General features: G+C 65.1%; 11 protein-coding genes. 9 read left to right on the top strand and 2 right to left on the bottom strand.

Annotated features, from left to right (window positions below):
• The first annotated feature begins 82 nt into the window (after positions 1 to 82).
• The gene (locus tag ACTJLD_RS19135) at positions 83 to 1,444 is read left to right on the top strand and encodes a GntP family permease (protein WP_027788381.1); all 1,362 of its coding nucleotides are present in this window, start codon (positions 83 to 85) and stop codon (positions 1,442 to 1,444) included.
• A gap of 13 nt (positions 1,445 to 1,457) precedes the next feature.
• The gene (locus ACTJLD_RS19130) at positions 1,458 to 1,961 is read left to right on the top strand and encodes a gluconokinase (RefSeq protein ID WP_027788380.1); all 504 of its coding nucleotides are present in this window, start codon (positions 1,458 to 1,460) and stop codon (positions 1,959 to 1,961) included.
• 73 nt (positions 1,962 to 2,034) lie between these two features.
• Here the strand turns inward: ACTJLD_RS19130 and ACTJLD_RS19125 are convergent, their stop codons facing one another.
• The gene (locus ACTJLD_RS19125) at positions 2,035 to 2,682 is read right to left on the bottom strand and encodes a TetR/AcrR family transcriptional regulator (protein WP_027788379.1); all 648 of its coding nucleotides are present in this window, start codon (positions 2,680 to 2,682) and stop codon (positions 2,035 to 2,037) included.
• 276 nt (positions 2,683 to 2,958) lie between these two features.
• Between ACTJLD_RS19125 and ACTJLD_RS19120 the strand changes: the two genes are divergently transcribed.
• Positions 2,959 to 4,380: an NAD(P)/FAD-dependent oxidoreductase gene (locus tag ACTJLD_RS19120; protein WP_027788378.1), complete on the top strand. Its 1,422-nt coding sequence runs from the start codon at positions 2,959 to 2,961 to the stop codon at positions 4,378 to 4,380.
• A gap of 74 nt (positions 4,381 to 4,454) precedes the next feature.
• Here ACTJLD_RS19120 and purB read toward each other — a convergent pair whose 3' ends face one another.
• Positions 4,455 to 5,843 carry an adenylosuccinate lyase gene (gene purB, locus ACTJLD_RS19115; RefSeq protein WP_027788377.1) on the bottom strand — a complete coding sequence of 463 codons (1,389 nt, stop codon included), beginning with the start codon at positions 5,841 to 5,843 and terminating at the stop codon, positions 4,455 to 4,457.
• Between the two features lie 230 nt (positions 5,844 to 6,073).
• Between purB and ACTJLD_RS19110 the strand changes: the two genes are divergently transcribed.
• The 6 genes from ACTJLD_RS19110 to ACTJLD_RS19085 all read left to right on the top strand — a co-directional run bounded on the left by ACTJLD_RS19110 (position 6,074) and on the right by ACTJLD_RS19085 (position 11,928).
• The gene (locus tag ACTJLD_RS19110) at positions 6,074 to 7,027 is read left to right on the top strand and encodes a LysR substrate-binding domain-containing protein (protein WP_027788376.1); all 954 of its coding nucleotides are present in this window, start codon (positions 6,074 to 6,076) and stop codon (positions 7,025 to 7,027) included.
• A gap of 278 nt (positions 7,028 to 7,305) precedes the next feature.
• On the top strand, positions 7,306 to 8,592 hold the full coding sequence (locus ACTJLD_RS19105) for a Glu/Leu/Phe/Val family dehydrogenase (RefSeq protein WP_021163078.1): 1,287 nt from the start codon (positions 7,306 to 7,308) through the stop codon (positions 8,590 to 8,592).
• Positions 8,593 to 8,810: 218 nt separating this feature from the next.
• The gene (locus ACTJLD_RS19100; protein ID WP_027788375.1) at positions 8,811 to 9,704 is read left to right on the top strand and encodes a glutamate/aspartate ABC transporter substrate-binding protein; all 894 of its coding nucleotides are present in this window, start codon (positions 8,811 to 8,813) and stop codon (positions 9,702 to 9,704) included.
• 84 nt (positions 9,705 to 9,788) lie between these two features.
• The gene (locus ACTJLD_RS19095) at positions 9,789 to 10,529 is read left to right on the top strand and encodes an amino acid ABC transporter permease (RefSeq protein WP_440659432.1); all 741 of its coding nucleotides are present in this window, start codon (positions 9,789 to 9,791) and stop codon (positions 10,527 to 10,529) included.
• The gene (gene gltK / locus ACTJLD_RS19090; RefSeq protein WP_059697820.1) at positions 10,529 to 11,206 is read left to right on the top strand and encodes a glutamate/aspartate ABC transporter permease GltK; all 678 of its coding nucleotides are present in this window, start codon (positions 10,529 to 10,531) and stop codon (positions 11,204 to 11,206) included. The genes ACTJLD_RS19095 and gltK overlap by 1 nt, the downstream gene beginning before the upstream one ends.
• A complete protein-coding gene (locus ACTJLD_RS19085; RefSeq protein ID WP_027788372.1) occupies positions 11,203 to 11,928 on the top strand; it encodes an amino acid ABC transporter ATP-binding protein in 726 nt (241 codons plus the stop codon). Before gltK ends, ACTJLD_RS19085 begins: the two co-directional genes overlap by 4 nt.
• Positions 11,929 to 11,972 lie beyond the last annotated feature (44 nt).

Below are 11,972 nucleotides of genomic sequence, written 5' to 3'. Positions count from 1 at the left end.
CTCCCCGCTGTTTCGGAGACCTGCATAGCCGGGCATACTCGCAACGATCGCCCGGTTCGAATAATCCCAAGGAGGAGTCCACATGGGGGCTGTCCAAGGCAGCATGCTGCTCATCTATACCGTGATCGCGATCGTGGCGTTGATCGTGATGATCGCGCGGTTCAAGATCTATCCGTTCCTGGTGCTCATCATCGTGTCGCTCGGCCTCGGCCTGGTGGTCGGGATGCCGATGGACAAGATCGTCAAGTCGTTCGAGACGGGCAACGGCAATACGCTCGGCCACATCGCGATCGTCGTCGGCCTCGGCACGATGCTCGGCAAGATGATGGCCGAATCGGGCGGCGCCGAACGGATCGCGACCACGCTGATCGACTGGTTTGGTGAAAAGAACATCCACTGGGCGATGATGTTCGTCGCGATCATCGTCGGCCTGCCGGTGTTCTTCGAAGTCGGCTTCGTGCTGCTGATCCCGATCGCGTTCAACGTCGCGAAGCGCACCGGCAAGTCGCTGCTGGTCGTCGGCCTGCCGATGGTGGCCGGCCTGTCGGTCGTGCACGGGCTGATCCCGCCGCACCCGGCCGCACTGCTCGCGGTCCAGCAGTACGGCGCCGATATCGGCAAGACGATCGCATTCGGCCTGATCGTCGGCGTGCCGACCGCGATCGTCGCGGGCCCGCTGTTCGCGCTGACGATCTCGAAGTTCGTGAAGCTGCCGGAGAACAACCCGCTCGCCGCGCAATTCGTCGACACGCACACCGAAGGCAAGAAGCGCGAACTGCCGGGCTTCGGCATCACGCTGTTCACGATCCTGCTGCCGGTGATCCTGATGCTGGTCGGCAGCTGGGCCGACCTGCTGTTCGCGCCGAAGACGCTGCCGAACAACCTGCTGCGCTTTGCCGGCAACTCGGACGTCGCGCTGCTGATCGCCGTGCTCGTGAGCTTCTTCACGTTCGGCAAGCTGCAGGGCTTCAACCGCGACCAGATCCAGAAGTTCTGCGGCGAGTGCCTGGCGCCGATCGCCGGGATCACGCTGATCGTCGGCGCGGGCGGCGGCTTTGGCGGTATCCTGCGTGATAGCGGGATCTCGCAGCAGATCGTCGCAACGGCCACGCAGGCGCACCTGTCGCCGCTGCTGCTCGGCTGGTTCGTCGCCGCGCTGATTCGTCTGGCCACGGGCTCGGCAACGGTCGCGATGACGACGGCCTGCGGCATCGTCGCACCGATCGCGGCGGCATCGGGGGCGGCGGTCCGTCCGGAGCTGCTGGTGCTCGCAACGGGCTCGGGCTCGCTGATCTTCTCGCACGTGAACGACGGCGGCTTCTGGCTGATCAAGGAATATTTCGGGATGACGGTCGGCCAGACGTTCAAGACCTGGACGCTGCTCGAAACGATCATCTCGATTCTCGGCCTGAGCTTCACGCTGCTGCTGAGCATGGTTTTGTAACAAGGGGTAGTCAATGATTCTGATCGCAATGGGCGTGTCGGGCGCGGGCAAATCGCGAATCGGCGAAATGCTGGCGGAACGCCTGTCGTGCAGCTATACCGACGGCGACGCGTTTCACAGCGCGGCGAACAAGGAAAAGATGCACCACGGCATTCCGCTGACCGACGACGACCGCTGGCCGTGGCTGCGCACGATCCGCGCGGCCATCGAGGAAAAGCAGCGCGCGGGCGAGACGGCCGTGTTCACGTGCTCGTCGCTGAAGCGGTCGTACCGCGACGTGCTGCGCGGCACCGACACCGACGTGCGGTTCGTGTATCTGAAGGGTTCGTTCGAGGTGTTGCACGAGCGCCTGAAGAGCCGCACCGGCCATTTCTTCGATCCGTCGCTGCTGAAGAGCCAGCTCGACACGCTCGAGGAACCGGGCCCGGACGAAGCGATCGAGGTCAGCATCGAGCTGACGCCCGAACAGATCGTCGATCAGGTCATGCTGAAGATCGGCATCGCGCAGCAGCACTGAGCGCGGTTCGCGGCATTCATCACGCAAAAGGCGCCCCTCGGGGCGCCTTTTGCGTTGTTGGCCGGCGGGCCGGTCAGGCCGTGGGCGCCTGCTTCGCGATGCCGTCGAGCAGTACGTCGAGCATCGTGTCGTGCACGGCTGCCGGATCGAGCTGCGCGTAGAGCGGGGCGGCCGCCTTGACGAGCGGATGCGCGGCGTCCGACAGCGCCTCCATTTCCGCGAGCTCGACGTCGTTCGCGGCGCGCGTGAGGCCGCCGGCTTCGGCCGCGGCAAGCCCGATCACGCTCGCATACCAGCCGACGCAAACCGATGGCAGCGCCGCGCGCGGGATGCCGGCGTCGGCCAGCGCGCGATGCACGGCCTCGATGTGCGCGAGATCGGCCGGCCCGGTACTCATGTGCCGCTGCAGCAGTGCGAACGCGGCCGGGTAGCGCAGCGCGAGCGCGCGGTACTGGCGCGCGAGGTCTCGCAGCCGTTCGCGCCACGGCAGTGTGGCGTCGACCGGCACGAGCGAGCGCGACAGCGCGTTCGCGATCGCGCGGCTCAGGCCTTCCTTCGACTTGAAGTGGTACAGCACGCTCATCGGGTCGCAGCCGACCGACTGCGCGAGCTTGCGCACGCTGAACGCGGCTTCGCCGACGTCTTCGAGCAGCGCGAGCGCTGCCGCGACGATCGCATCCTTGTCGAGGCCGCGCGGGCCCTGGGCGGGTTTGTCTTTCATCGATGCGGGCCGGTGTGCCGGTGCGGCACCGGCTGTAAACTTGACGAAAGCTGATTCTACACTGTAGAATTATTTCTGCGGTGTAGAAATTGGGTGTCCCGGCACCTTTCAATACGTGCTTTCGCACAGTCCGGGATCCAGGCGGCACGAGCGTGCCCGCCGTCAACACGGGCCATCGCGCCCCTTTTCTCGTTGACACCCATGTGGAACCGGCTGCCCCACCCGCGAAGCCAGAAGGCTCTTCGACAGGCGGCCCAAGACCATGCAAGTGCAATCATGACTTTCAACAATCAACCCCTGATCCAGGGCGAATCGCGTTTCGAGCAAACGCAACTGAACATCGAAAAAGACAACTGGAACTGGTGCGATCCGGCCCGTCACGACGGCGAGCGCCCGGCGAACTGGTACGAGGCGTCGCTGTCGCGCCATGAAAACACCGCGCCGCTCGCGCACGACGCGGTATGCGACGTGCTCGTGATCGGCGCGGGTCTGCTCGGCGCATCGGCCGCACTGCATCTCGCCGAAGCGGGCGTCGACACGATCCTCGTCGACAAGCACCACGTCGGCTCGGCCGCATCGGGGCGCAACGGTGGGCAACTGACGCCCGGCCTCGCGCGCTGGGAAGCGGCCGACATGATCGACCACCTGTCGCACGACGACGCGAAGCGGCTGTGGCGCTTCGCGTCGACCGAATCGATGGACCTGATCGATACGATCGGTGCGCGTTACGCGCTCGAGCTTGACCGCAAACGCGGGCACATCACGGCGGCCGTCCACCCCGGCCACATGAGTGCGCTGCTGGACGGCGCGGATGCGCGCCGTCATCTCGGCGACGCGGGCGTGACGCTCGTCGGCCGCCATCAACTGCACGACGAATACGTGCGTTCGGGGCTGTACCACGGCGCGGCGATCGATGCGATCGGCGGGCAGATCCATCCGCTCGCACTGGTGCGCGGGCTCGTCCACGGTTTCCGCCTTAACGGCGGCACGCTGTACGAAGGCACCGAGGTACTCGAGCTCGACGAGACGCCCGCGGGCGTCGTCGCGACGACGCCGGGCGGCACGATCACCGCCCGCAAGGGCGTCGTGCTCGCGCTGCACAACACGACGTTCCGGCTGCTCGACGACGGCGCCGCGACGACCGTGCCGTTCTTTACCTATGTGAGCGTGACGGCGCCGCTCGACGTCGACGTCGCGACGCTGATGCCGGCCGGCATGCCCGTGTACGACACGCAGTTCCAGATCGACTACTACCGGCCGGTACGCGGCAACCGCCTGCTGTTCGGCGGGCAGGGCACCGGCACGTGCTGGGCGCAGCCCGACGTCAACGCGTATCTGCTGACGCGGCTGAACACGGTGTTCCCGCAGGTCGACGGCCAGTTCGCGCTCGATTACTGCTGGAGCGGCGTCAGCGACTTCACGCTGAACGGCGCGACCGACAGCCGCAAGACCGACGGCCGCGTGCCGATGTACATGGTGCAGGGCTGGAGCGGCCACGGCGTCGCGCAGACGGTGCGGATCGGCAAGGCGATCTGCGACGATTTCGTCGGACGCAACGACGATTTCTCGATGCTGACCGGCATCGACCATCGCGCGATTCCGCTTGGCCGCCAGTTGTCGCCGATCGCGATCCCGGCGGCGAAGGCTGCGATGAGCGTGATGAGCGCGCTCAATCCGGGGCGGATGATTTCGTTCTGAGCGGACGCGGCACGCCATGAAAAAGCCCGATGCGATTGCTCGCATCGGGCTTTTTTACGTACGGAGACGGACGCTTACGCGATCCGCTTCGCGAGTTCGACGGCCTTGCCGATGTACGACGCAGGCGTCATCGCGAGCAGGCGATCCTTCGCGTCCTGCGGGATCGCGAGCGTGCCGACGAATTCCTGCAGCGCTTCGCGCGTGATGCCCTTGCCGCGCGTCAGTTCCTTCAGCTGCTCGTACGGGTTCTCGATGCCGTAGCGGCGCATCACCGTCTGCACCGGCTCGGCGAGCACTTCCCAGCAGTTGTCGAGATCTTCGTTCAGGCGCTGCGGGTTCACTTCGAGCTTGTCGAGGCCGCGGATCAGCGAGTCGTATGCGAGCAGCGAGTAGCCGAGCGCGACGCCCATGTTGCGCAGCACCGTCGAGTCGGTCAGGTCGCGCTGCCAGCGCGACACCGGCAGCTTGTCGGCGAGGTGGCGCAGCGTCGCGTTCGCGAGGCCGAGGTTGCCTTCCGAGTTCTCGAAATCGATCGGGTTGACCTTGTGCGGCATCGTCGACGAGCCGATCTCGCCGGCCTTCGTCTTCTGCTTGAAGTAGCCGACCGAGATGTAGCCCCACACGTCGCGGTCGAGGTCGAGCAGGATCGTGTTCGCCCGTGCCACGGCGTCGAACAGCTCGGCCATGTAGTCGTGCGGCTCGATCTGGATCGTGTACGGGTTGAACGTGAGCTTCAGGCGGTTTTCGATCACGTCGCGCGAGAACGCTTCCCAGTCGAATTCCGGATACGCGGACAGGTGCGCGTTGAAGTTGCCGACCGCGCCGTTCATCTTGCCGAGGATCTCGACCTTCTCGATGCGCGCGATCGCGCGGTCGAGACGGGCCGCGACGTTCGCGAGCTCCTTGCCGAGCGTCGTCGGGCTGGCCGGCTGGCCGTGCGTGCGCGACAGCATCGGCTGGTCGGCCAGCGCGTGCGCGAGCGCGACGAGGCGCTGGTGGACCGTGCGCAGCGCCGGCACGATCACGTGCGTGCGCGCACCGGCGAGCATCATCCCGTGCGACGTGTTGTTGATGTCCTCGGACGTGCACGCGAAGTGGATGAATTCGCTGGCCTTTTCGAGTTCTTCCTGGCCCTTCACCGATTCCTTCAGCCAGTATTCGACGGCCTTCACGTCGTGGTTCGTCACGCGCTCGATTTCCTTGATGCGCGCGGCGTCGTGGGCGGTGAAGCGCTCGGCGAGCTGCAGCAGGAACTGCTCGGAGGCTTCCGAGAAGCGCGGGACTTCCGCGAAGCCGGCGCGCGACAGCGCGATCAGCCAGTGCACCTCGACGGTGACGCGGTGGCGCATGAAGGCGGCTTCGGAGAGCCAGTCGCGCAGCGCTTCGGTCTTGCTGGCGTAGCGGCCGTCGATGGGCGAGAGCGCGGTGAGGGCGAAAAGCGTATCGGGACGAGTGTCGGACATGATCGGGCGGGCTTTGAGGGCCGGGTCGAGCGAGGAGGGAGAATCCGGCATTTTACCATCGGCGCGGGACGATTCCGGCCGCGCCCGGCGAGCTGCCGCCGCCGCGTGCCGACGCCATGCCGGCGCCCGCATCCGGCAGCGCGCCGGGCCGCTTGCGCGGCCGCCGGCCGGGCCCGCCCGCCGGTAGAATGCAGGCTTCTTCCCGACCGCCGCCCGCCGCGCCCGCCTGCATGGAACTGAAATGGCTCGAAGACTTCGTTTCGCTCGCGGAAACGCGCAGCTTTAGCCGGTCCGCCGAGCTGCGGCACGTGTCGCAGCCGGCGTTTTCGCGGCGTATCCAGGCGCTCGAGGCATGGCTCGCGACCGAATTGATCGATCGTTCGGTCTATCCGACGCGGCTGACGCAGGCCGGGCAGATCTTCTACGAGCAGGCGCTGACGATGCTGTCGCAGGCGCACGAGGCGCGCACGCTGCTGCGCGGCCACGTCGGCGCGCCGGTGCCGACGATCGAGTTCGCGGTGCCGCACACGCTGTCGCTCACGTATTTCCCGCGCTGGCTGCAGCGGATCGAGGCGAAGATGGGCCAGGTTCACACGCGGCTGCGCGCGCTGAACGTGCACGATGCGGTGCTGTCGCTCGTCGAGGGCGGCTGCGATCTCGTGATGGGCTACCACCATCCGAGCCACCCCGTCGCGCTCGACCCGGCGCGCTACGACATGCTGATCCTCGGCAGCGAGCCGATCAGCCCGTTCTCGGCGCCGGGCCGCGCGGGGCGGCCGCGCTATACGCTGCCCGGCACGGCCGACGCGCGCGTGCCGTACCTGTCATATACGCCGAACGCGTATCTCGGCCGGATGACGGAGGTCATCGTCGCGAATGCGTCGACGCCGCTGTTCCTCGATCGCGTCTATGAAACCGACATGGCCGAAGGGCTGAAGGCGATGGCGCTCGCGGGCCACGGCGTCGCGTTCCTGCCGCACAGCGCGGTCGAGGATGCGGTGGCGGGCGGCCGCCTGATCCGGCTCGACCGGTCGGTGCGCGGCGGCGCGCATCCGTTCACGCTGACGATGGAGATCCGGCTGTACTGCGACAAGCTCGCGCTGCAGGGCGACGATCCACGACAGAAGCTCGTGCGTGCGCTGTGGGACGTCGTGCGCGACGAACTGCGCGAATCCGCGGGTTAACCGTGGGCGGTTAACCGTCGATCGTCCGGCCCGGCCGGCTGTCGTCGGGCTTGCGGTGCCTGTCGGGCACCTTCCCGGCGGCCGGCCCGCGCCCGCGCAACACGATTTTTCGAGCACGCGATGCACGGCCGATCGCGGGCGTTCTTGCGCAAATCGACCGCAGATTTGCGAAAAATCGCGATCATGCAAGAAACGCATAATCGAATAAGCAAACGGCATTGGATAAAAAAAACGGGTTTTTCGACAATGTGCGCACTTCGTTGAACGTTGGAGCATCCATGTCTTCGCAACAGCAGTCCATCCCGTCCTACCTGCACGCCGACGATCTCGGCCCGTGGGGCAACTACCTTCAGCAGGTCGATCGCGTCGCACCGTACCTCGGCTCGCTGTCGCGCTGGCTCGAAACGCTGAAGCGTCCGAAGCGTATCCTGATCGTCGACTGCCCCATCGAGCTCGACAACGGTACCGTCGCGCACTTCGAGGGCTATCGCGTGCAGCACAACGTGTCGCGCGGCCCGGGCAAGGGCGGCGTGCGCTACCACCAGGACGTGACGCTGTCGGAAGTGATGGCGCTGTCGGCATGGATGTCCGTGAAGAACGCAGCAGTGAACGTGCCGTACGGCGGCGCGAAGGGCGGCATCCGCGTCGACCCGCGCAAGCTGTCGCGTGGTGAGCTCGAGCGCGTCACGCGCCGCTACACCAGCGAAATCGGCATCATCATCGGCCCGAACACCGACATTCCGGCACCGGACGTCAACACCAACGAACAGGTGATGGCGTGGATGATGGACACGTACTCGATGAACCAGGGCCAGACGTCGACCGGCGTCGTGACCGGCAAGCCGATCGCGCTCGGCGGTTCGCTCGGCCGCAAGGAAGCAACGGGCCGCGGCGTGTTCGTCGTCGGCTCCGAAGCGGCGAAGAAGAAGGGCCTGGAAATCGAAGGCGCACGCATCGCGGTGCAGGGCTTCGGCAACGTCGGCGGCATCGCGGCGAAGCTGTTCCAGGAAGCGGGTTCGAAGGTGATCGCGGTGCAGGATCACACGGGCACGATCTACCAGCCGGCCGGCCTCGATTCGAACAAGCTGCTCGACCACGTTGCCCGCACGGGCGGCGTCGCGGGCTTCGAAGGCGCGGAGCCGATGCCGAACGACGAGTTCTGGACGGTCGAAACCGACATCCTGATCCCGGCGGCACTGGAAAACCAGATCACCGAGAAGAACGCAGCGAAGATCCGCACGAAGATCATCGTCGAAGGCGCGAACGGCCCGACGACGACGGCGGCGGACGACATCCTGACCGCGAACGGCGTGCTCGTGATCCCCGACGTGATCGCGAATGCGGGCGGCGTGACCGTGTCGTACTTCGAGTGGGTGCAGGATTTCTCGAGCTTCTTCTGGACGGAAGACGAGATCAACCACCGTCTCGAGCGCGTGATGCGCGAAGCGTTCTCCGGCGTGTGGGCGGTCGCGGAAGAGCACAAGGTGTCGGTGCGTACGGCGGCGTTCATCGTGGCGTGCAAGCGCATCCTGATGGCGCGCGAAATGCGTGGCCTCTACCCCTGATCATTGACTATGATCCATTCATGACGCAATCCACCCGGTTGCGGATATGAACCCTCGCGGGCGGTGCCGAATCCGGCATCGCCCGCGCGCGCATTCAGGGCGCCTGGAGCCGGGAGGAAGGCTTTGTCAGGGGTGCTGCGACGTGCGGTAAACAACAGTACTTTCAAAAATATTACTTTGATACACTGGCGCGGGTTTTAGCCAAGGAGATGACCAAAATGAAATACCAAAAGGCAGTCCTGATGGTCGCGGCGCTTTGCGCGTTCGCAAGCGGCGCGCATGCTCAGGAGACGGGCACGCTGAAGAAGATCAAGGACACGGGCGTGATCTCGCTGGGCCACCGCGAATCGTCGATTCCGTTCTCCTACTACGACCAGAACCAGCAGGTTGTCGGCTATTCGCGCGAATTCCAGCTGAAGGTGGTCGACGCGGTGAAGAAGAAGCTGAACCTGCCGAACCTGCAGGTCAAGAACATCCCGGTCACGTCGCAGAACCGCATCCCGCTCGTGCAGAACGGCACGGTGGACATCGAGTGCGGCTCGACGACCAACAACACCGAGCGCCAGCAGCAGGCCGCGTTCTCCGACACAATCTTCGTGATCGGCACGCGCCTGATGACGAAGAAGGATTCGGGCGTCAAGGATTTCGCCGACCTGAAGGGCAAGACGGTCGTGACGACTGCCGGCACGACGTCGGAGCGCCTGCTGCGCAAGATGAACAACGACAAGCAACTCGGCATGAACATCATCAGCGCGAAGGATCACGGCGATTCCTTCAACACGCTGGAATCGGGCCGCGCGGTCGCGTTCATGATGGATGACGCGCTGCTCGCAGGCGAGCGCGCGAAGGCGAAGCAGCCGGGCGAGTGGGTGATCGTCGGCACGCCGCAATCGGAAGAAGCGTACGGCTGCATGATGCGCAAGGGCGATGCGGACTTCAAGAAGGTCGTCGACGACGCGATCTCGCAAGTCGAGAAGTCGGGCGAAGCCGCGAAGATCTACGCGAAGTGGTTCGAGAACCCGATCCCGCCGAAGGGGCTGAACCTGAACTTCCCGCTGTCCGATTCGATGAAGAAGCTGTACGCGAACCCGAACGACAAGGCGCTCGACTGACCGCACGGCCGTTGATGCAGAAATGACGCTAATGAGACGGAAGAGGCCACGCTTCTTCCGTCTCTTTTTGCTGGAGTCTTGCCCATGTCTTACCACTGGAACTGGGGCATCTTCCTGAGCCCCGTGTCGACCGGCGAGCCGACGACTTATTTCGGATGGCTGATGTCCGGTTTCTGGGTGACGATCGAAGTGTCGCTCGTCGCCTGGGTCATCGCGCTGATCGTCGGGTCGCTGTTCGGCGTACTGCGCACCATGCCGAACAAGTGGCTGTCCGCGATCGGCACCGTGTACGTGTCGATCTTCCGGAACATTCCGCTGATCGTGCAGTTCTTCGTCTGGTATCTCGTGATACCCGAGCTGCTGCCTGCGTCGATCGGCACCTGGATCAAGCAGTTGCCGCCCACCACGCAGTTCTTCACCGCGTCGATCATCTGTCTCGGCCTGTTCACGGGCGCGCGCGTGTGCGAACAGGTGCGCTCGGGGATCAACGCGCTGCCGAAGGGCCAGCGCGCCGCCGGCCTCGCGATGGGCTTCACGCAATGGCAGACGTACCGCTATGTGCTGCTGCCCGTCGCGTACCGGATCATCGTGCCGCCGCTCACGTCGGAATTCCTGAACATCTTCAAGAACTCCGCGGTCGCGTCGACGATCGGCCTGCTCGACCTGTCCGCGCAAGCGCGCCAGCTCGTCGACTACACCGCGCAGACGTATGAATCCTTCATCGCGGTGACGCTCGCCTACGTGATCATCAACCTCGTCGTGATGGCGTTCATGCGCTGGATCGAAGGCCGCACGCGGCTGCCCGGCTATATCGGAGGCAAGTGATGCATCAGTTCGACTGGAGTAGTATTCCCGGCGCGATACCGACGCTGTGGACGGGCGCGGTCGTCACGTTCAAGATCACGCTGATCGCGATCGTCGTCGGCATCGTCTGGGGCACGCTGCTGGCGCTGCTGCGGCTGTCCGGCGTGAAGCCGCTCGCGTGGTTCGCGAAGGCGTACGTGACGGTGTTCCGCTCGATCCCGCTCGTGATGGTGCTGCTGTGGTTCTTCCTGATCGTGCCGCAGGTGCTGCAGGGCGTGCTCGGGCTGTCGCCGACGATCGACATCCGGCTTGCATCGGCGATGGTCGCGTTCTCGCTGTTCGAAGCCGCGTATTATTCCGAGATCATCCGCGCCGGTATCCAGGCGGTGCCGCGCGGGCAGGTGAACGCCGCGTTCGCGCTCGGCATGAACTACGCGCAGGCGATGCGCCTCGTGATCCTGCCGCAGGCGTTCCGCGCGATGGTGCCGCTGCTGCTCACGCAGGCGATCGTCCTGTTCCAGGATACGTCGCTCGTGTACGTGATCAGCCTCGCGGACTTCTTCCGCACGGCCGCCAACATCGGCGATCGCGACGGCACGACCGTCGAGATGGTCCTGTTCGCCGGCGCATGCTATTTCGTGATTTGCTCGTTGGCGTCTGCTCTCGTCAAGGGTCTCCAGAAAAAGGTCACAAGATGATTTCCATCAAGAACGTTTCGAAGTGGTACGGCCAGTTTCAGGTCCTCACCGACTGCACGACCGAGGTCAAGAAAGGCGAAGTGGTCGTCGTGTGCGGCCCGTCGGGTTCCGGCAAGTCGACGCTGATCAAGACCGTGAACGGTCTCGAGCCGTTCCAGCAGGGCGAGATCCTCGTGAACGGCCAGTCGGTCGGCGACAAGAAGACGAACCTGTCGAAGCTGCGCTCGAAGGTCGGGATGGTGTTCCAGCATTTCGAGCTGTTCCCGCACCTGTCGATCACCGAGAACCTGACGCTCGCGCAGATCAAGGTGCTCGGCCGCGGCAAGGACGAGGCGAACGAGAAGGGCCTGAAGCTGCTCGACCGCGTCGGCCTGAAGGCGCACGCGCACAAGTTCCCGGGCCAGTTGTCGGGCGGCCAGCAGCAGCGTGTCGCGATCGCGCGCGCGCTGTCGATGGATCCGATCGCGATGCTGTTCGATGAACCGACGTCCGCGCTCGACCCCGAGATGATCAACGAAGTGCTCGACGTGATGGTCGAACTCGCGCAGGAAGGGATGACGATGATGGTCGTCACGCACGAGATGGGCTTCGCGAAGAAGGTCGCGCATCGCGTGATCTTCATGGACAAGGGCGCGATCGTCGAGGACGACCGCAAGGACGATTTCTTCTCGAATCCGAAATCGGAACGCGCGAAGGACTTCCTCGCGAAGATCCTGCACTGAGCGTTCGCGCGGGTCACGCGCGTCACGCGCGTCGATGCGAACAC

The sequence above is a fragment of the Burkholderia sp. 22088 genome, assembly GCF_052045915.1.
Taxonomy (GTDB): Bacteria; Pseudomonadota; Gammaproteobacteria; order Burkholderiales; family Burkholderiaceae; genus Burkholderia; species Burkholderia cepacia.
The sequence above is the reverse complement of the archived record's forward strand: the minus strand, read 5'-3'. Positions and strand labels throughout refer to the sequence as shown.